The organism is Curtobacterium oceanosedimentum (assembly GCF_020297365.1).
GTDB lineage: Bacteria > Actinomycetota > Actinomycetes > Actinomycetales > Microbacteriaceae > Curtobacterium.
The window spans coordinates 1-21,153 of the sequence record NZ_JAIXIG010000040.1; the positions used below are offsets into that span (position 1 = coordinate 1).

Consider the following 21,153-nt stretch of genomic DNA (forward strand, 5'->3'; position numbering starts at 1 on the left):
GAAGACACCCCCGTCCCGGACCGCGTCCACCACCGAGGCTCGCTGCACAGCAGCATCGGCGAGCGCGTCCACCCCGTCCGGCACGAGCTCGCGCACCGCGGCAGCGAACCCATCACCGCGACGCACGATGTGGTCCGGCCCAAGCGACCGCACAAGCGCCTCGTCAGCGGGTGAAGCATCCGCGATCACCGTCAGCCCCGCCGCTTTCGCCAGCTGCACCACGTAGTTCCCGAGCAGCCCCGCAGCCCCGGTCACGGCGAGCGTCTGCCCCGGCGCGAGCGAAGCGTGCGACAGGATCTGCAACGCCGTCAACCCGTTCATCGGCACCGTGGAAGCAGCCTCGATCGACGTCCCACGAGGGATCCGCGAGAACGACCCCACCGGCGCGACGAGCTCCTGCACGTAGGCCCCACCGTGCGCGCTGAGCGGCAACGCCATCGCCATCACCTCGTCACCAACGGCCCACCCGGACACATCGGGCCCGACCTCGTCGATCACGCCAGCCGCGTCCATCCCCGGCACGTACGGCGGCGAGGCCTGCGAGCTGTCCCGCTGCCCGGCCCGCACCCCCGTGAACGACCATTCGCTGCCGTGCCTCCCCCGACCAGGTCGGCTTCGTCCCCGGTCGCCTCCATCGACCAGGCGAACAATACGGGCGTGCTCAACCGCAGCGTCGCCGTGAGCGGCGACATTGATCAAGGCTCGTCCATCCTCCCGTTCAACAGCCCAGTCGCGCCGGCAACGACGGATGTGCCGCTCCCTTCGAGGACGGCGGTGAGCCGCGGCGCGTGCAAGGTCTGCAGCAGCCCCAGCACGATTTCGCGCAAGGCGAGCGGGAATCAGGGCCGCTACTCGGGGTCGGCTCAGCGCGCCTTGATGATCGCGCGCAAATGCTCCCGCAGCGCCGGGTCAACCACGTACAGGTAGGTGCCGAGTACCCCGCGCGTCATCAGGACCGAGTACACGTTCGTCACGAAGCGGAGGACGTCCTCATCCGAGTACTTGATCCCGAGCCGCGGATTGTTCTCCATACCCTTCTTGTCGAAGTAGTTCGATCGGTCGAAGACGACACGCTGCGCCTCTTGATCGAACCGCGCGTCCGGCCCGATGATGACACCCGCGTAGTTGAGGTCGTACCCCTGCACGGTGTGGATCGATCCGACCTGCTCGACCGCCCCCGGTGAGGTGATCCAGTCGGTCTGGGTCTGGTTCCACTGCAGCTTGCGACCGTCGATTTCGATGTCGATCGCGGCCGAGTCGTTCTTGCTCCTCCACTCCCAGGCGTACCCGGCAACGAGGCGGGAGAGACCGACTTCTGTGTCGCGGGCGCGGATTGCGTCGTGCATCTCGCCGAGGTCGTCGAAGAACCGCACGTCGTAGGCTCCAAAGTCCTCACGCTCGCGGGGCTTCTCACTCAGGAGCGCTCGCGCGAAGGACACGTAATCCGCTCCACCCTGCACGCGCATCTGCGTGAAGAGTCGGTAACGGCGATCCGCGGCGTCGCTCTCGTCGATGAGCGCCTTCTGCGTCGCTTGCGGGAGATCGGCCGGGCGCACGCTCTGATGCGAATCAATCAGGAAGATCTGGTGCCGGCTCTGCTTCCGGATCCAGTCCACTTGTGTCAGGTGGTCCGAGTCGGCGCCGAACAACTTCTCGTTGATCTCCCCGAAGCCCTTGTTCTGCATGCCGGACGCTTGATTGGCGCGGTGGTTGAGGCGGTGCGATTCATCGACGACGAGCAGGTCCCACGGCTCATCGCTCTTCCCGACCTCGAACGGAGTCAGCACCATCGTCTTGTCAAGACCGGGGGTCTTCGCGAACACGCGCTTGAGGGACGCCCGCAACGCCTGCTGCGGAACGACGAGGCCGAGCCGCGAACCATCGAGCAGACGGTGGTTGTCCTCGGTGAAGAAGTCGGAGAAGAGGGCGTCGCTCTCGACATCGTCGAGCCCCTTCCCCTGGGCGAGGTCTCGGAGGAGCTTGAGTAAGTAGACGGCGACAATGGTCTTGCCGGTGCCGGGATCCCCTTGCACGGTGATCGGAGTCGCTGCCTCGTCGTTCCAGTCGTCGAACAGGCCCTCGAGGATGTCCTCCATCGCGATCGCCTGGTCACGGTTCAAGGCCTTGAAGGGTGAAAGCTTGAAGAGCTCGCGATTCTCGATCTCGGGCAGACTGCGAGAGAACACCTGCTGCTCGCGGAGTGCATCAAATATCTGCTTGAAGGTGTCGCGGTACCTCGGTCGATCGAAGTAATCGGCATCGACGATGCCCTTGTTGCTGTTCAGCACCGTGAACTTCTCGTCGGCCGCGAGCAGGGCGATGAGCTGCGACTCGAGGTCGAGGCAAACAGACTTGTTGAACGTGTCGTCGAGGACGAGCCGAACCGCCTTCAGCGTCTTGCGCTCGGCTGACTCGAGGTGCTGCCGCATCCGCGCGGCGGTGTTCAGGGTCTCGCCGACGTACGCCCGCTTCCCATCGTCGAGGATGTAGACCACTGGCCAGTTGATGAAGCGACGATCATCCGCTTGCCACGACCGCAGGTCCTTTCGGGTGAACGGGAGCCGCTCGATGTCAAAGCTGGTCATACTTCGTGCTCCGCCCTCGCGATCGTTCCACCGGGTACTTGGCCTTCGTAATTGCGAGCTTTTCGCGGATCAGGGTCTCCGGCGACGTGCCGAGGCGGTCCGCGAGGAGGAAGCAGTACGTGAGCACGTCAGCAAGCTCGCTCCGCACGCGGGACTCGTCGGCCTCGGCTTTCCACTGGAAGCACTCGAGCAGCTCCGCCGCCTCGATCGAGATACTCTTCGAAAGGTTCTCCTGACTGTGGAACTGACCCCAGTCGCGTTCGTCGACGAAAGCCCGTAGCTCGTCACGCAGCCCCTCATCCGCCATGCTGCGACGCTAGCAGCGCGGCGCACGACAGCGAGACGAGCGCACGGTCGGTCGGTCGGTCAAACGCTCTCGCTACGCAGACCCTGTCGAACGAACGACGATATTTGTTGAGCTACTGCCGCCATCGAACGGCTGAGATCCAGTGCATGCCGATTGATCAGAGGACCGTCGATCACCTCGATCTGCCGCGCTTCTGACTCTCCCGCCGCGTAGACGAGATGCCCCTCCCCCAACCCGAGCCTCCTGCAGTACGCGGCGATCTGGTACAGATCAGCGTTCGGGTACTGCCCGTGCTTCTCGACCTTGTACTTCACATCGATGCACGCCCGCACGACCCCGTCGACGAGCCACAGGAGGTCAGGCGCGATCTTCACCGTGCCCTCGACGTCGAGGGTCGATTGGTATTGCGACACGAGCACTCCCCCGTACGGCTTGAAGGCCTCGCGGAGAGCAGCCGAAACGAACTCCTCGAACACTGACCACATGTCGACGAGGAATCCTGACGCGACGACAGTTCCTGCGCGTTGCTCGATCGATGACCCTGACAATACGAGGGACGCCAGAGCCAACGCCGATGAGTAGCGCGCGTTCCGTCGATCCGCCCGGACGACCGGCACCCCGACGGGGATCGCCGACACTCCGTCGAGCACCCGCACGAGCACCCGCACGAGCCGCCGCAACGCGCCGAGCACGTCCGCCGGCACACCGGGCAGCCGCAACAACCGCGTCGCAGCTGTCAGCAGCACCTGGTTCTCGGGGATGTCCTCGAGGTAGCCGTCGAACAACACCTCCACCGGCAGCGGCTGCCCTCCGCGCCGCGTCAGCTGGTCCCCGATCCGCCACCGCCCACGCACGAGCGGCAGCGCTTCCTCGCGGGTGACGTACCCGCGGAGCGGCCCGCCGGCGAGCGCCCGCGAGGCCTGTCGCACGAACGCGTGCGCGAAGGCCGGCACCAGCTCATCGTCCTCATAGAACCCGAAGTCGTCGTCGGTCCAGATCGCACTGCCGGCCCGCCCGTACCCGAGCATTGCGAACAACCGCCGCACCGGCTTCTTCGGCTTGAGCCACACGGTGTGCCCGGCGATCCGCACAACGCCGACCTTCCGGACACCGCTCACGCGGTACTCGTCAGCACCGAACGTCGGCGCGACCGTCGCGATGTTCGCCGACGCAAGACCGACCGCCACCGCGCGCGGCAGCCGGTGCACCACCGGCTGGTCTGCTTCCCGCAGCTCAATCGTCGAAGGAAGCACCTTCGGCCCCGTCCGTAGCCTCGCGTGTCGCCTGGTGACGCAGCGTTGCCAGGCCGTACCGTGCCTCCAGGTTGACGCCTTCGCCGTAGTGGTGCTCCGCCAGGAGCGGCAGGATCTCGTACCGCCACACGTCCTGCAGCCCGGTCCCGGCGAGATCGCGCATCAGGAACGACGGCCCGACCTTCGCATCGTGGTCCTGGATCTGCGCGTTGAGTCGCGTCAACAGGTCGGCGCAGCTGTGTGGATCAGCTTCGAACCGAGCGCAATCCTCCATCTGGAGCGGCGATCTCGAGCAGGCTGACCGCCGGGATCTCCTCGGAAGGCAGGTTCATGAAACTGGCGATCAGCTCCCCGAAGTCGGCCGCGGATCGGCGCGCTGCACCCGTCTTCGCCCACGCGGGGAAGCGGAGGGTCACGTCCGCGTCCTTGGTGATGATCTCGACGACGGGTGGCCGCTCCGGAGCCTCCGGACGCCGGACGTACCGGATGTTCGCGAGGCTCAACTCGGAGTCGATCGCACCAACCCGTCGCAACGAGTCCTGCTTGGTCAGGAGCAGACGTCGGTCGGTAACGGCAACCCAACCGTCGCTCAGACGGGGAAGGGTGATCCGGTCGAACGAGACGTCTGCTAGCGCGAGGACCTGCTCCCCGGACTGGAGGCGGAACGGGAGGATCCGAACGAGCTCCTCCGGAACGTCGTCCTCGAAGACCAGCAACGACGGAAGCTCGAGGGACTCTCGGTCGCTGGCCGCCTCGAGGCCACGGATGTGCCCCAGGGCGTCCTGGAGCTCGCGCACCATGAGGTGTGACTCCTTCGCCGCTCGTGCGGTACCCCCGATCTTGAACGTCCGCTTGCCCGGCAGTTCGGCGATGATTGCGAACTCTCGAGCGAGTTGGTCCAGCAGTTCGTCTGTCTGGGCAAGCGACTGCTCGTGCAGATCGCGGGCATCAGTCACCAACCCGTCGAGCAGCTTGGCGTCTGCGTCGTTCGTCTTCGCACTCCGCAACAAGTGGCCGGCGCGGAGGGATTGATACACGAACCAGGATGTCTGCGAGAGCAGAAGCGCCTGGACGTCGGCGATGATCGCCTGTCCGTTGTCGGCGAGGTACTGCTGGCGGTCCTTGTGTCCGACCTTCCTCGCCAGCTCGTCGGCGTATCGCTGGACTGCATGCTTGTTCGCGTCCCACTGCGACGTGAGCTCACCCTGGTAGCCGCGCACCTCAGCGAAGACGGCGTCGGTTACTTCCCCGATCCGTCGGGCGTGCCGCAGTTCGCGGATGAGGGTCTCGTAGTGTCCGGTCACGGCGGACCACTGGCCCTGGCGCACGACCTGCAGCACCTTCGAGGTCAGTTCCAGATTGTGCTGGGCAACAGCAGCGATCTGGTTCAGCTGGAACTGGACGACCATCAACGTGATCGCCGGCCCCATCGAGGCAAGGACCGAGGCAGTCGTCGCTGCAGTGGCGGGGAGCCAGCGGACCGACGCTGTGAATGAACCGCCGCCGCTCGCGAGGGTCCCAAGGTTCCAGCCGTCCTTGACTATCGGTGTCGCCGTCTTGAGCGCCTCGATAGTCTGCGGTGCAAGTCGCACGAGTCCCTGGGCCTGCATCGCTGCATTGATGCCCTGCGCGCCGACGCTTCCAAGGCCGACGGCGTTCCCGACGGCCGTCGAGACTGCGCGCAGCGTTGGCTCGTCGATGAACGAGAACGGAACGACCTCGAGTCCATCCGGGACATCGGTGCCGAAGAAGATGGCGAGACCGTCCTCGAACTCGACCAACGCCGACGAGGGTGCCTCGTCGTTCTGTGGCTCATCCTCGTGCACTTCGTCGTGGAGCTCATCGCTCATCGGTGTCTCCTTCAGCGTTCTGCGTGTTGGGGTTGAGCTGGTCGACAAACCACCGCAGCGCATCAACGACCTGCTCGCGGGCAGTGGTCGCGTTGAGCACGTCGATCGGGAACGACGGCCGCTTGTCGATCCTGCTGGCGGCGAGGTCGATCCCTGGCACGGCGTTGAGTCGGCTACGGAACTCTTGCCGCAGGGCGAGGTCATCGAACGGCGGGCGGACTCGCAGGTGCTGGAACACCACCTCGACGCTCCCCGAGATCGGGTAGATCGCGAAGGGCCAGTGCGACGGCCCCTCCGCGGACCGTCGCGGTGCCGTCATGAATGCACTGCTCTCCCGGTTCGACCCGAACTCGACGGTGCCGCCGAGTTCCTTCCACGCGGTGAAGAGCTCGGAGACGGCATGGAAGGTCGCCGGCGGGTTCGCGCTCGACAACTGCCCCATGAACGTGCCGTCTGACACCGCATCCGTGCTGTTGGCTCCGTCAGTGACCAGACCCACCCGCTCGGCGAGCGCCGCGGTCGAGAGCCGGGCAGCCTCGTCAGCAGCGCCGTTGGTCCAGAATCGCAGCCCCTCTTCTTCGAGCACCGCTCGAGGGTCACGCTCGTCGGCCGGGTCCGCCCAGCGGAACCCGGGCGAGATCGTGCCGCCGCCCTGCAGGACCCGGTGTGCGCCGATGACTTCGTGGCTCGCCAGATGGACGCCGAGCGGGACCGGGTGCGTGCCGACGAGAGCAGCGACGTCACCATACGACGACCAGTGCCCGGCCGGGATCGCCATGATCGCCTGGTGCACGAGCGACCAGTCGCGGCCGGTGTCGGATGACTGAAGCCGTTCGTTCGGGCCGGCCCACTGCTCGACGATCCGTTCGGCGAACCACTCTCCGCGAGCGAGGATCTCGGCGCGCCCCCACGTCGAGGCTTCGAGGACAAGCCGGTTCAGACCGCTGAAGCTGCTCTTCCGGAAATCTTCCTGCTTCGAGGGGAATGGCCGGTTGCTGAGCTCGGAGTTGTAGCCGGTGAGGGTCAGGTTTCCGAGCGAGTGCACGAGCTGCTCGTGCACCAGGTCGACGGTCTCCTCGTCAGCGAGGTCGACATCGAGTGCTGCACGCCATTCCGGGGTCAGCGTCTGCGGCAAGATGTGCTCGATCGTCGACTTCTCGACGTCAACGGGTTCCTTCGAGTTGAGTTCCTCCTGTACCCACTTCAGGATCAGCTTCTGCTGGGTCCGCAGACCACGCAGGTAGAACGGCTGGGTGCGGACCGCGTCCCGGATCTGGTCGTCGGTCGAGAAGTACTTTCGCCCGGTCGAGAAGTAGTCGACGAGAACCTGGTCGACCGGTCGATCATCAAGGACACCGCACGCCTGCAGGATGGTCCGGTTCAGGCCCTGGCCCGAACGCCCACCAATGGTCCGGCGAACGATGTAGGACTCGACGGCTGCGAGCGCGCCCGCGACCTGCTCCGTGCTGCTGGTGCCGGCGGCGCGCCGTGCGAGGAGCCGAAGGGTGAGCGGCACGGTGGTCGTCGATCCCCATTCAGCCAGGTGCTGCAGGTGCTGGCGAACACTGGGGTCAGGCTCGCGGGAAGGCTCCCGGATCACCTCGAGCTGCTCAGACAAACGGCTGAAGCGTTCGATCTCCGCGAGGATCTGCTCGTCGTTCATCTTGGCAAGCCGCGCCTGCTGGTAGCTGTAGATGTCGCCCTGCTTGAGCAGCGGTTCGTCTGCGACGGCGTCGAGCCAGAAGATCAGCTCGAGATCGTTGACGCTGAGTCGGCGCTGCATCGGGAGCCACCACGACGAGTAGACGGATTCCCCTCGCGACCCGAGTCGCATGAACAGGTAATTGCGGACGAGGTCACCCTGGGTCAGTCGGAGACCCGTGTTGTTGAGCGACTCGAAGATCCGGTAGACGTTGTCTTCGTCGCGAGCGGTGATGGACACGAAGCTCAGACCGCCGAGGACGGCCTCGCGGATTCGTTCGATGTCGTGGGGATCGTCCGGGTCGTCAGCCGGCTCGAGCTCGCGACGGAAGAACGAGTAGGCGTCGCCCACCCCGGACGTGGAGTCGGCACCGACCGCACCGTCGACGACAGCACGGAACGAGTCGCGATCCGCCTGCGTGGGTAGAAGCTTCAGTCGGGCGTCGCCAGGCTTGAAGCGGTCCGCGATGTACTGCTCGTGGATGCTCTCGGCGAGCATCGGCGCATCGGTCTGGTGCACCCGGAGGTAGTCGCGGAGCGCGCAGAGCAGGATCGACAACGTCGTCAGTCGCTGCTGGCCGTCGACGACGAGGAACTCCATGCCGGTCGGCACGATTGCGCCGGTCGAGAGCACGAGTGAGCCCATGAAGTGCGTCGCGCTCGGATTCGTCCGGCGGGTTTCAGCGAGTTCGAGGATGTCGCTCCACAGGCGCTTCCGCTGACGCACCTCCCACGCGTAGGGCCGCTGGTAGAGCGGAACCAGGTACTGCTTGGGTCCGCCGAGCAGTTCCTGCAGGGTGGTCTCACGTACGTCCATGTATGGTCCTCCGTCATCGAGATCCTAGGGACAGAACCGAGTCCTTCTCGACACTGGTGGCCACGCTCCACCATTCGTCTCGGCACTTCTGCGGAACCCCGCAAGCGTCCGTTTGCTGATGTGTAACGCATCTACCCAATGGCTGCTAAACGAGGGCACCCCAAAAGAGGTGCTTTTGAGGCGGCATCGCATCCGCGAGGATGAATCAGCACCGCGCGCTCCGGGGACGGCAAACGGTCAAGACGAACGGATCCTCCGAGGGGCAACACCATGACAATGGCTGGAGAATCCGCAGGGGTCGAGGCGCACCGCCAGCGCAGTCACGCACGCGAACTCCGCCGCCAGGCAGACGATGCCGAGCAGCGGGCTGACCGCTTCGAGATCGCGCACCGCACCGAGAGCGAGACCGCCCGGATCCTCGCCCCACTCGCCGGCATCGGGTACCACCTGCTCGCAGACCGCCGCTGGCCCGGCAGCCGCACGGCCCAGGTGGACATGGTCGTCGTCGGCCGTGCTGGCGTCTTCATCGTCGACACGAAGGCCTGGCGCGAGGTCGCGGTCCACGGCGACCGGATCACCCGCGGCCAAGAGGACGTCACCGACGACATCGCCCGCCTCGCCGACCTCGCCTACAGCACCGAGGCAGCACTGGCGGACACGGGCCTGGCGCCCGGCGAAGTCCACGCGGTCGCCGCACTCGCCGGCCAGAAGAAGATGCACGCCCGCGTCGCATCGGTCGACGTGATCGGGGCGCACGACCTCGTCGGGCACATCACGAAGCGCGGAGCCCGACTGTCGGCATCCCGGGTCGACGACGTCCTCGCCGCGATGCTGCGCCACTTCCCCGTGATCGGCGACGAGGCAACGGCACCGCCGCAGATCGTCGCCCCCACAGCCGTCCTCCCCCGCGAGCCCGCGCCAACGCCCGCGCCGACGATGGCTGCGATGGACGACGAGCTGACCGACCAACTCCTCGACGGCGTGCTCGAAGCGCCGATCGAGGACTGGATGGCGTTCCTCGACCCGGCACAGGCCAAGCTCGTCCGCCGCAGCTTCAACGGCCCGGCCCGCATCCGGGGCGCTGCCGGCACCGGCAAGACCGTCGTCGGACTGCACCGTGCCGCGTACCTCGCACGCGCAACCGGCGGGCGCGTGCTGTTCACGACGTACATCAGCACCCTGCCGAAGGTCCTCGAGTCACTCCTCGAACGCCTCGCACCCGACATGGTCGGTCGCGTCGATTTCATGGGTGTCCACGCGTTCGCCACGCGCCTGCTGAAGGAACGCGGCATTGCGTTCCGCGCTCCTGGACGGGAGGCCCGACTCGCGTTCGACGACGCGTGGAACGCGATCCGCGCCTCCAGTCCATTGCGGTCGTCGCGATTCTCGCGCTCGTACTGGGAAGACGAGATCAGCCACGTCATCAAGGGCCGCGGCCTGACGCAGTTCGACGAGTACGCGGACCTGGCCCGCGTCGGGCGCAAGCACGCGCTCCCGCTGGAGACGCGCCAGGCCGTCTGGGACCTGTACGAGGCGTACGCACGCGGGCTGCGTGAGCGACGGGCGCATGATTGGGAGGACATCGTCCTGCTCGCTCGCGACGCGGTGCGCGCGGTGCCGCTCGAGCGGTACGACGCGGTCATCGTGGACGAGGCGCAGGACCTGTCCTGCGCGATGGTCGCGCTCGTGCACCAGCTCGTGGGTGACCGGACCGACGGCCTGACACTCATCGGTGACGGACAGCAGACGATCTACCCCGGCGGGTACACGCTCGGCGAGGTCGGCATCAACCTGTCGGGCCGAGGCGTGGTGCTCGACGTCAACCACCGGAACACCGCTGAGATCCTCGAGTTCGCGAAGGAGATGGTGGCGGACGACCAGTTCGTTGACATCGAGGGTGTCGACGGGGTCGGTGACGCGGTGTCCGACGTCTCGCGCTCCGGTGCCGCTCCGACGATGACGCGCCTCACAAGTCGCGCTGACCACGACCGGGCCATGCTCGACCGGCTGGCCGAGGTCCTTCGACTCGTCGGGACCGGTCACGGTGACGTCGGCATCCTCACGGCGACGAACCGGCAGGCGAACGACGTCATGGAGGCGCTCGGGCGAGCCGGCATCCCGACCGTCTCACTGCAGCAGTACGCGGGTCGGACCTCCGACGCGGTTCGCGTGGGGACCGTGAAGCGGGCGAAGGGCCTCGAGTTCAAGCAGGTGCTGCTCGCGCACGTCGACCCCCGGCTGCTCGATGCTGCCCCGGCCGAACCGTCGGAGACCGAACGGGAGCGGCGGGAGCGTGGTCGCCGGGAGCTGTACGTGGGGATGACACGGGCGCGGGACGGCTTGTGGGTGGGTGTCCGCAACGGAACGGGGAGCAACAGATGACCAACAGGGGCTTTGCAGTGGTCGACCTCGAGACGACGGGGCTGTCTCCCAAGACAGGCCACCGAGTGATCGAGATCGCCGTCGTCCTCGTCGACGAACATGGGCGGATCGAGCGCGAGTTCGAGACAGTCGTCAACCCGAACCGAGACCTCGGGCCCACGCACATCCACCGTCTCCGCGGAGCGGACGTCATCGGTGCGCCGACGTTCGGGGACATCGTCGGCGACCTGACCGACCTCCTTCAGGGACGGACGCTCGTCGCCCACAACGTGCGTTTCGAGGTCTCCTTCCTGCAGGCGGAATTCGCTCACGCCGGCGCGCCGTTCCCGTGCACGACGGACAACTCGGTGTGCACGATGCGACTCGCGAGCACCTTCCTGCCCGGCGCCGCGCGGAGCCTCGCCGACTGCTGCTCCGCGTTCGACATCGACCTGGTCGACGCGCACGAAGCACTCGCAGATGCCCGAGCGACCGCTCGGCTCCTCGGCGCCTACATGCAAGACCCCGCAGAGGACCGGCGGTGCTGGGACGAACGTCTCGAGACCGGCGTGACACTCACGTGGGGACGCCCCCGAGCGAGTGGGCCGGAGTGGCTGCCCCGACGCCGCGCCTCAGCCGCCTCAGCCACGAGCGCGATGGACCGCGCGGTCGAGCTCCTACCGGCGAGCACCGACCACACCGAGCGGGAGTACCTCGCGCTCGTCGACCGTGCCGTCGCGGACGGGTTCCTCAGCATCGACGAATCAGTCGCGCTCGACGACCTCGCTGTGCACCTCGCGATGCCGGCAGACCAGCGCGCCCGACTCCACCAGGAGTACGTGCACACGCTCGCCCGCGCCGCCCTGCGCGACGGCGTGCTCGATCCCTCCGAACGGGCGCAAGTCGACCGTGTGGCCGAACTGCTGCGCGTCCCGTCCGACGTCGTGCGGGCGGCGCTCGCAGGGTCCGCCGGTAGCCCGATGCCGCTCAGCACACCGGCCGCTGAGCCGCGGCCGCAGCTCGACGCAGCGACGATCGTCGTGCTGACGGGCGAGATGCGTCGCCCCCGCGCGGACATCGAAGACGAGCTGCGCGCGCTCGGTGTCACCGTGGGCGCCGCGGTGACGAAGAAGACGACCCTCCTCGTCGCGGCAGACCCGGACAGCCTGAGCGGCAAGGCGAAGAAGGCGCGGCAGTACGGCGTCCCGATGATCGACGAGGCGACGCTCGATTCAGCGCTCATCTCAGCCCGTGCCGGTGATGACGGCGGCTCGTGGCAAGGTGAGTCGCTGTCGGCGGGGGTTCCCGTACAACCGTCGGCTGCTCCGGAAGCGCCGTTGACCGAACCGCGCTCACGACCTGCACGAGAGGACGCTGCGATGACGAACGGCCCCGAGGACGTCGAGTACGTCGGAGCAGCGCTACGAGTCGCGGTCGCCGGCCTGGAGCCGTTCGTCAGTGACGTCCTGCAGCCCCGCATCTCGTCCGGAGCGCGGTGGCCCCAACTCATCCAGCTGCTCGACCAGCAGAAGCACGGCCGGTCGAACACCCAGTACGACGAACACGACCTGCAGGTGGTCCTCCGCGCCCTGACCGAGAAGTTGCCGCAGCTCGGATTCGCCTTCGACCTCGACCACAACGGGCGACGACTCGCCGGCGAGCTGCGCGATGTCCGGAACCGATGGGCACACAACGCCGTCTTCGACGAAGCAGACACCTACCGGGCGCTCGACACAACCGTCCGTCTCCTCGAGGCCGTGGGTGCCGATGAGCAAGCTGCGGAGGCGACGGAGCTCCGGCGGACGTTCCAGTCGTCGATGGCCGAGCGGACCGCGACACCTGCGACCACTGCGTCCGCGGAGGCGAGGCACGCAGCTTCGGCAAACGACTCCGCCTCGGCCGACTCGGCATCGGGCGAGGCAGGGAGGGCAACGAGGTCCACGGAACTCGCGATCGACTGTGCACCGCTCATCAGCTACGCGATGGCGCACAACCGGATCGCGGTGGTGAACGCCGTCCGCATCCGACACGACGGCGCGAACGTCCGAGACGCACGGCTCACCATCGAGGTCTCCTCAGCCGGGCTCTCGCTCGGCGAGCCGAGGGAGCACTTCTTCGACCTCGCGCCGCAGTCCGAGATCGAGAAGCACGACCTCGGGTTCCGGCTCGATCCGGCCGTCACCGCGACGGTCGAGGCCGCTCGTCCTGCCGTCGTCACGGCCACGCTTCGCGACGGCGACGAGCTTCTCGCCACCGCCGCCGCTGAGGTCCACCTCGTTGCCGCCCACCAGTGGGTCGACGGCGGCACCCAGCTGTCGGAGGAGATGCTCGCGGCACACGTGCAGCCGAACCATCCGGCGCTGACCTCGCTGCTCGACGAGGCGTCGACGATCTTGGCGGCCGAGACGGGGCGAGCGAGCCTGAGCGGCTACCAGGAGGGGCCGGAGCGCGTCGATGAGACGGTCGCTGCGATCGTGCGGGCGATGCGGAACCGCCAGGTCCGTTACAGCATGCCGCCCGCGAGCTGGGCCGGTGCGGGCCAGCAGGTGAGGACCCCGGCAGAAGTGCTCGAAGGCCGGTTCGGCACCTGCCTCGACACGACGGTGGTGCTGGCTGCTGCGCTGGAGTGGGCCGGGATCCGCCCACTGCTGATCGTCATGCGCCGGCACGCCTTCCTCGCCTACACGCGCTTCGACACACCGATGCCGTCACTCGTCTCCCCCGGGGTCACGCTGAAGAACCTGGTCGACATCGGGGCCGTGACCCCGATCGAGACCACGATGCTCACCACGGACGGCTCGGCGGCTTCGCTCGCCGACGTGATCGCTGCCGGGGCACGTCACCTGTCGGAGGAGCTCCACGACGTCCAGGGGGTCGTCGACGTCTTCCTCGCACGCCGGAGCGAGATCCTCCCGTTGCCGGCGAGGACCGTCACCGACGACGGAGAGGTGCGAGTCGTCGAGTACCAGGTCGAGCACGCGCGTCTCGCTGAGTACGTACCAGCGGACTCCGGTGCAGCGATCGAGTCTGCAGAGGACTCCACGCCCCCTCGCGTGAAGCAGTGGAAGAACAACCTGCTCGACCTGAGCCTGCGGAACCGCCTGATCAACTTCACGGACCGAGCCCGCTTCGAGCTGTACCTGGCGTCGAACGGGCTCGCCGAGTTCGAGGACTACCTCAACTCCGGCAAGCCCTTCACGATCCGGGCCTCGAACGACCTCCCCGAGGTGCTCCTGCAACGCGGCGTGCGGTCGGCGGCTTCCCTCCCCGACGATGACAAGACCGAGCTGTTCCGAGGCAACAAGACGGTCTACGGGGACGTCTCCGTCGACCGCTACTCGCGCCACTTCCAGACGCTCGCGCACAAGGCGAAGACCGTCGTCGAGGAGACCGGATCCAACAACCTGTACATCGCACTCGGGTCGATGGTCTGGACGGTCAAGAGCAAGCAGGTCCGTTCCCCGCTCATCCTCGTGCCCGTCACGCTGAAAGCCCGGACGCGCGGCGGCGCGTACGAGGTCGTCCTCGACGAATCCGGCATGTCCACTCCGAATTACTGCCTCCTCGAGAAGATCTGGGCCGAGCATCGCATCCGGATCCCGGCGCTCGCCGACCCGAAGTCCGACGCGTCGGGCATCGACGTGGAGCAGGTCCTGGCGGGCACGCGAGCGGCGATCCTCCGTGCCGGCATCGACGCCGTCGTCGAACCCACGGTGGACCTCGCCATCCTGCAGTTCGCGAAGTTCCGCCTCTGGAAGGACCTCGACGAGAACTGGGCGTCGCTGTCGACCAATCCGCTCGTGCAGCACCTGATCGAGTCACCGACCGAGCGCTTCGTCGGCGACCAGGTCGACCTAGAAAGCGCTTCGGCCGGGACGGACGAGCTCGACGAGCTGTTGTCCGAGCTCCCCGTGCCGGCTGACTCCTCGCAACTCGAGGCAGTCGCTGCTGCGATGGCCGGCCGCACGTTCGTGCTCGAGGGCCCGCCCGGTACGGGGAAGTCGCAGACCATCACGAACCTGCTTGCGAAGTCGATCGCCGACGGCAGTCGCGTGCTGTTCGTCGCGGAGAAGCGCGCCGCCCTCCAGGTCGTTCAACGACGACTCGACGCGGTCGGACTCGCGCCCTTCACTCTCGACCTGCACGACAAGGGAGCAAAGCCCGCTGAGGTGCGCGCGCGTCTCCGAGAGGCCCTCGCGCAACGACCGCGGGTCGACCACGAAGCAGTGGTCCGCACCGGCGACGCAGTCTCGCAGAACCGCCGTGGCCTCAGCCGGTACGCCCGGAGGCTGCACGAGACGAACGAATCTGGTCGATCGTTCTACACGGCACGCAACTCGGAGCTCGCGACCGCCGACATCACACGGACACTCGACATCCCGGTCGACGTCGCGGCACGCATCACCGAGTCGGAAATCAACTCGATCCGTCGAGCACTCAGAGAAGCGCCGGACGTCGCACTGCGGGCGCGCCCGGTCGCCGATCACCCATGGGCCTTTGCCTCGGCCGGTACCGATCCCGAAGCCCTGCGTGCCCGCGCCGTCGCGTTCGATCGTGCAGTCGACATGGTCCCGGCGCGCGACGACCCGACGCTCGGCTCCTACGCCGAAGCCCTGACCAACGCCACGAGGCCAAAGCACTTCCGCGCCCTCGCCTCGATCGTCGAGGCACCGCCCGTCGCCGCGGCCGTGCTCACCGAAGCCGGGACGCAGCGGTGGCGTGATGCGACAGCCGCCGTTCAGGACCAGGTCCACACGTTCTCGCAGCGCTACGCCGACGTGCTCGCCGTGATCCGCCGGGAATCGCTTCAAGCGGATCTCGCTACGATCGCCAGGGAGGCAGCCGCCGCCGCGACGTCGAGCATCTTCGGTCGCAAGAAACGCCTTCAGAGCGTTGCCGACGAACTCGCTCCGCACACGGTTCCCGGTGTGGTCGTCGACCCGGACCGGCTCGTGGCACTGACGGCGCGCGCGGCGGACATGCAGCAGGCTGCTCGGGACCTCGCCAGCAGCATCGCTGTGATCCCGGGCCTCGCCACCCGCGCGGGATGGAGTCCGCTCGACCAGGACGCCCATGCGTCGCTCGCGACCGAAGTCCGGTGGTTGAGCTGGTTGGCCGATGTGACCGGCGGTACGAGCGAAGATGCGGAAGACCGACGGTTCCGTCGATCGTTGTTCGCCTACACGACCCGTTCCGGTGCTCCGCAGCCCGAGCTCCGCGACCAGGTCGTCGCATTCTCGTCCGCTCTCGAAGTGCTCGCCTCGAGCGCGGCGTGGCTCCCCTGGCTCGGCGAAGAGCTGCCAACCATCCGCTGGAACGCGACCCGCGACGGCCGTTCGGGAGCATCTCGTGACGGGTGCACTCCCGAGGCCTGGACGGACTGGCTGTCGGTCCTCGAGCCGCTCCGCGCCGCGGGACTGCTCGACGCGTACGAGGTCCTGCTCACCGGCGACCAGGGATCCGAGGACGCGCTCGAGGCTTTCGACCGGGGGCTCGCGACCGCGATGCAACTCGAACGGGCACGCGCCACGGGGCTCGACCAGTTCGACCCTGCCGCCCACGAACACAAGATCGGACGGTACGTCGACGCCGCTCGTGATCTGCGGGAGCACCTCCCGCGTGTCATCCCCGAGAAGGTCGTCACCCGGCGGACGTTCAACGAGACCACCGCGTCCGGCGGCGCCGGGCAGTTCCTCGCTGAGGTGCGCTCGTCGAAGGTGCGCAAGCTCATGCCGGTCCGCGAGCTCATGTCGCGTTACGGCCAGTACGTGACCGAACTGACCCCTTGCGTCCTGGTGAGCCCCGACTCAGTCGCACGGTTCTTCGAAGCGACACCGGGCCTGTTCGACCTCGTCGTCTTCGACGAAGCCTCCCAGGTGCGGGTGGCGGACGCGATCGGTGCCATGGGGCGGGCGAAGGCGGTGGTCGTGGTCGGTGACTCGAAGCAGATGCCACCGACCTCGTTTGCGGAGACCTCGATCGACGACTCGGACGACGACGAGAACGGCGCCGCCGAACAGGTGACGGTCGACGAGGAGTCGATCCTCGCCCAGTGTGTGCAGGCCCGCGTGGACCGTTTCCAGTTGAACTGGCACTACCGCAGCCAGGACGAGTCGCTCATCGCGTTCAGCAACCGGTACTACTACGACGACCAGCTCACGTCCTTCCCCGCACCTGCGCTGGGTGAGGCATCCGCAGGCGTCGACGGTCACGGGGTGTCCCTCCGACGCGTCGACGGCCAGTTCATGCGCGCAGGGCATGAGGGCACGACCCGGCAGAACCTCCGGACGAACCCGGTCGAGGCCCGCGCGATCGTCGCGGAGATCCAGCGGCGGTTCACGGCCTCGCCCGGCCTCGTCCCGTCGCTCGGTGTCGTGACCTTCAACGCGCAGCAGCGGTCCCTGGTGGAGGAACTCCTCCGTGCGCTCGAAGATCCACGCATCAACGAGGCGCTCGATTCGGCCGTGGACGGCTTGTTCGTGAAGAACCTCGAGAACGTGCAGGGTGACGAGCGCGACACGATCCTGTTCTCCACCGCTTTCAGCAAGAATTCGCGGGGCATCCTCCCGCTCAACTTCGGGCCGCTCACGAGCCCTGGCGGTGAGCGGAGACTGAACGTGGCGGTGACCCGTGCACGACGGCAAGTGGTGCTGTTCTCGAGCTTCGACCCCCAGGACCTCCGCGCTGACGAGACGACCTCGTTGGGCATCAAGCACCTGCGCGCGTACCTCGAGCTCGCACAGCGCGGTGCCCGAGCAGCCCTCGGCACACGGGACGACGCCGTCTTGACGGATCGGCACCGCGACGAGATCGCCTCGGAGCTGGCTGCGCGCGGGCTGGCCGTCCAGACGGACGTGGGTCTGTCTGACTTCAAGGTCGACATCGCGGTGGCCCACCCGTCGAACCCGACGGAGCCGCTGCTCGCGGTGTTGCTCGACACTCCCGCCTGGGCGGCACGCGCTACGGTCGCTGACCGGGACGCACTCCCCCTGGAGGTCCTCGAGAACCTGATGCACTGGCCGAGCGTCCGACGGGTGTGGATGCCGCAGTGGCTGGCGGACCACGACGTCGTGGTCGACTCGATCGTCGACTCGCTTCAGAAGGCGCATGAGGAGCGAGTCGTTGCCGCTGAGGCGACAGCCGCCGTTTCGACGGCGATCCACGAGGTGCTCGAAGAGCTGCCAGGGGCGTTGGCGTTCTCGGGGGGTCCGAACGGGTCCACGATTGACCGCTCGCTTCCGGTGTCCCCGATCGACTTCGCAGCCCGGGCAGACCTCGTCGAACCAACTCCCGAGCCCTCTGATGACCCAGTCGACGTCCACCTCGACGCGCGCGCTGGGGGCGGAGGCCCCGACGAGCCAGGCACGTCGCGCTCGCACGTCGCGCATACCCCGCAGGTCGAGCAGGACGCCCTCGCTCGCGAAGTGGTCGCGACCAGAGAGGTCGAACGGTTCCGTCCGTGGTCGCAAGCTGATCTGTACGGCGACGTCTCCGTCCTCGACGCGATCGATCTCCCGCAGAACGCCGCTCGTGTCCAGGCGCTGTTGGTCGAGGTGGTCCAGGCGGAAGGGCCGATCGCCGAGGAGCGTTTGGTGCGCCTGGTCGCGAACTCGTTCGGCCTGGATCGCGTGCACGCTGCTCGGGCGCAGGCGATCTCGGCGCTCGTGCCACCCATGCTGCGCTGGAGTGCGTTGGAGCGCTTCGTCTGGCCGATAGGCGTCGACCCCGAAGGCTGGTCGGGCTTCCGGGCATCCACTCCTCAGGACTCCCGGCCGGTGGAGGTCGTCGCGCTCCGGGAGATCGGCAACGCGATGGTCCACCTGATCCGTCACGGCGGGCCTCGGTCCGAGACGTCACTCTTGCGCGAGACGCTCGCGCTCTTCGGTGGAACGAGGATGACGCAGAACGTCAGCGACCGTATGACGATGGCGTTGATGGTTGCGCTGACCTCGCAGCGGGTCGCTCGGACTGCTCAAGGCGATGTTGACCTGGGCCGGATGGCTGACCGATGAGGAGAAACGTGGCAACGCAAGAGGTCGGCGGGAGCGCCGGCGCGTCAGCCGCGCAGGCAGCAGTGCTCGACCACGCAGTCGGCTACCGGGCAGTGCTTCGTCTGCCAGAGGACGTCTCTGCGCTGGACTTGTCCGATGAGGAGCTGCGGCAGTGGCTGCGCTCGAAGCTTCGCTCGAAGCGCCGCGGAACTCTCGAATCTGCGGACTGGGACGGCGAAGGCGACGTCCGGCTCGGGAAGAGTGCAGTTGTATCGGTCACCATCGACGACGATGCCCACGGGGCCCGGCGGCGCCTCACGCGCTTCGTCGAGACCAACGAACGAGGTACCTGGCTCATCTCGGTGTTCGCGCTGTCGTCTCGGTCGAACGGCGAGGCGGTGGTGATCGAGGCGGGCATGCTCGACGTTGAGCCGGAGCGAGCGATGCGAGATGTCGCACCTCCTCGCATCGTCAAGAACCTCCTCGCTCGGACCATCGTCCGCGACGGGGCGGCTCACCTCACACCGGCGCCAGTCCGTGTCGATGTTGATGACGTCGCAGCGCTCGTGGCCGTGATCAACGACGCAGAACGCCGAGTACCGGTAGTCGTGGCAACCTCCCTTAGCCGCGACACGGACGAGGTCTGGCAACGGACGATCGCCGACCTGACCGCGATGAGCGTCGGCGTGGCTGCCACGTATGTCGTGACAGATGCTGCCGCCGTTGCTCTCGCTGCAATGCTCCCGCCGTCACATGGTGTTCCACCGGGACGGGTCCGCACCTTCGTGACGGACGTCGACTTCGCACTTCCCGCCGACGGTGCTCGACACCGTGTCCTCGGCCCGGCGACTTTTGCTCGCTCCATCCGGGGCGGCCGAGTTGCTTTGCCTCTCCAGTCTCTGCACGCGGAAGGCATCCGAAAGCACTTCCTCGGTCACGAACTCCCGAAGGACGTTCGCCGTGGAATGCGACTGCTCATCGACGCCGAAAGCCGAAGGATTCGGGACGCTCGGATCAGTACGATCGTCGCGGAGCGCGTCGAGACAACGCTCGCGACGGACGAGGCTTTCGAAACGCGCTCGGTCACGCACACGGGGACGACCGAGGCGACGGTCAGTTCTTCCATTGAGTCGCCAGAACCCAGTGCCTTCTCCATCGGGCTGAAGGACCGGATCGCCCGATTCGTGCGACGCTGGCTCGGTGCCTCGGACTTGGAGCACGACCACTTCGATGCTCTGGATTCGCTCCTCGCGAAGGCCGCGGGCGAAAAGTCAGCCTACGAAGAGCTGTTCGCGGAAGCCGGCGCCCGAGAGACTCGGCTCGCCGATCAGCTTCTCGCGCTCAAGGAGCGCATCGATGAGCTTGAGTTGATCGCGGCCAGCGAAGCGCAAGATGCTCTTGACCTGAGGCGGGAACGGGATTGGCTCCGCACTTCGATGACCAGCGAGCAGCGTGCCGCCCTGGTCATCGTGCCCGATGACAGCGCCTGGGCGGGTCCTGAAAGCGTGAGGGAGCTGGTTGCGCGGCTGACGCCCGGTGATGAAGAACACGCGGCGTTTGCAAGAGTTCAGTTCACCGGCAACGACGCTGGTCCCCTGTCCGTCGATGAGCGAGATCCCATCGGGCGCTACGCTTCCGCGCTGTGGTTGTACGTTCGCGTTCTTCACGACTACGCCGAGGCGAAGGCGGGCGGCTGGAGCGGGAACATGCACATGTATCTCACCAATGACGATGGACCAATGGGAACCCGATGCCCACGTGATCGCCACGCCTCGACGGAGAGTGATTCAGTTCTGCAGAACAAGGGTTGGCGTCAAGAACGCATCTTCACGATCCCCGACTCCACGGGCACCCTGGTCCCCAGGGAGATGTTCGCGCACTTCAGACCAACACATCGCGACACGTTCGCTCCACGCATGCACTACTTCGACGACACGGACCGGAGCGGCAAGGTGTTCATTGGCTACATCGGGCCGCACCTCACGAACACGAAAACCAACTAGCCCACGTTCGCGTACGGCGCGGTCGCCGCAATCTCTCCCCGACGACCGAGAGCCACAGCACCGCCCGCAGCGCGCCTCTCGGCCGCCCCGCAACTGCCCGCCCTACCAGGTCAGAACGAACCGCCCCCGCGTCCCCCCAGCCTCCAACCGCTCGTGCGCCTCCGAAGCCCGAGCAGCCGGCAGCACCTCAGCCACCCGCGGCGTCAACGTCCCGCTCTCCACCGCATGCCGCAGCTGCTCGAGCTTGTCGAACGACCGGTACTCCGAGAACACCATCACCTGCAC

General features: G+C 67.1%; 11 protein-coding genes. 3 read left to right on the top strand and 8 right to left on the bottom strand.

Going from position 1 to position 21,153, the window contains the following annotated elements; translation table 11 throughout:
* The 7 genes from LEL83_RS14750 to LEL83_RS14780 form a co-directional block, all read right to left on the bottom strand.
* Positions 1 to 699: alcohol dehydrogenase catalytic domain-containing protein (locus tag LEL83_RS14750; RefSeq protein ID WP_225559376.1), on the bottom strand; the 699-nt coding region annotated here is incomplete at its 3' end.
* A 164-nt stretch (positions 700 to 863) separates the two neighbouring features.
* Positions 864 to 2,585 (bottom strand): DNA/RNA helicase domain-containing protein, encoded by a 1,722-nt coding sequence (locus LEL83_RS14755; RefSeq protein WP_225559377.1) that lies wholly within the window; start codon positions 2,583 to 2,585, stop codon positions 864 to 866.
* Positions 2,572 to 2,892, bottom strand: a complete 321-nt coding sequence (locus LEL83_RS14760) for a nucleotide pyrophosphohydrolase (protein ID WP_214563686.1) — start codon at positions 2,890 to 2,892, stop codon at positions 2,572 to 2,574. Before LEL83_RS14760 ends, LEL83_RS14755 begins: the two co-directional genes overlap by 14 nt.
* A 59-nt stretch (positions 2,893 to 2,951) precedes the next feature.
* The gene (locus LEL83_RS14765; RefSeq protein WP_225559378.1) at positions 2,952 to 4,145 is read right to left on the bottom strand and encodes an McrC family protein; all 1,194 of its coding nucleotides are present in this window, start codon (positions 4,143 to 4,145) and stop codon (positions 2,952 to 2,954) included.
* Complete coding sequence (locus LEL83_RS14770; RefSeq protein ID WP_225559379.1) at positions 4,126 to 4,368, bottom strand: hypothetical protein; 243 nt, start codon at positions 4,366 to 4,368, stop codon at positions 4,126 to 4,128. The genes LEL83_RS14765 and LEL83_RS14770 overlap by 20 nt, the downstream gene beginning before the upstream one ends.
* A gap of 22 nt (positions 4,369 to 4,390) precedes the next feature.
* Positions 4,391 to 5,995 (bottom strand): hypothetical protein, encoded by a 1,605-nt coding sequence (locus LEL83_RS14775; protein ID WP_225559380.1) that lies wholly within the window; start codon positions 5,993 to 5,995, stop codon positions 4,391 to 4,393.
* Positions 5,985 to 8,513: a GmrSD restriction endonuclease domain-containing protein gene (locus tag LEL83_RS14780; RefSeq protein WP_225559381.1), complete on the bottom strand. Its 2,529-nt coding sequence runs from the start codon at positions 8,511 to 8,513 to the stop codon at positions 5,985 to 5,987. The genes LEL83_RS14775 and LEL83_RS14780 overlap by 11 nt, the downstream gene beginning before the upstream one ends.
* Positions 8,514 to 8,789: 276 nt before the next feature.
* On the opposite strand from LEL83_RS14780, the gene LEL83_RS14785 reads away from it, so the two are divergent.
* From LEL83_RS14785 to LEL83_RS14795, 3 genes are read left to right on the top strand one after another with little or no spacing between them, the layout of a single operon-like run.
* On the top strand, positions 8,790 to 10,895 hold the full coding sequence (locus LEL83_RS14785) for a nuclease-related domain-containing DEAD/DEAH box helicase (protein ID WP_225559382.1): 2,106 nt from the start codon (positions 8,790 to 8,792) through the stop codon (positions 10,893 to 10,895).
* Positions 10,892 to 18,886, top strand: a complete 7,995-nt coding sequence (gene proA / locus LEL83_RS14790) for an anti-phage protein ProA (RefSeq protein ID WP_225559383.1) — start codon at positions 10,892 to 10,894, stop codon at positions 18,884 to 18,886. Before LEL83_RS14785 ends, proA begins: the two co-directional genes overlap by 4 nt.
* A gap of 8 nt (positions 18,887 to 18,894) precedes the next feature.
* Positions 18,895 to 20,868 (top strand): hypothetical protein, encoded by a 1,974-nt coding sequence (locus LEL83_RS14795; protein ID WP_225559384.1) that lies wholly within the window; start codon positions 18,895 to 18,897, stop codon positions 20,866 to 20,868.
* A gap of 102 nt (positions 20,869 to 20,970) precedes the next feature.
* Here the strand turns inward: LEL83_RS14795 and LEL83_RS14800 are convergent.
* A partial coding sequence (locus tag LEL83_RS14800; protein ID WP_225559385.1) for a zinc-binding dehydrogenase occupies positions 20,971 to 21,153 on the bottom strand: 183 nt, incomplete at its 5' end.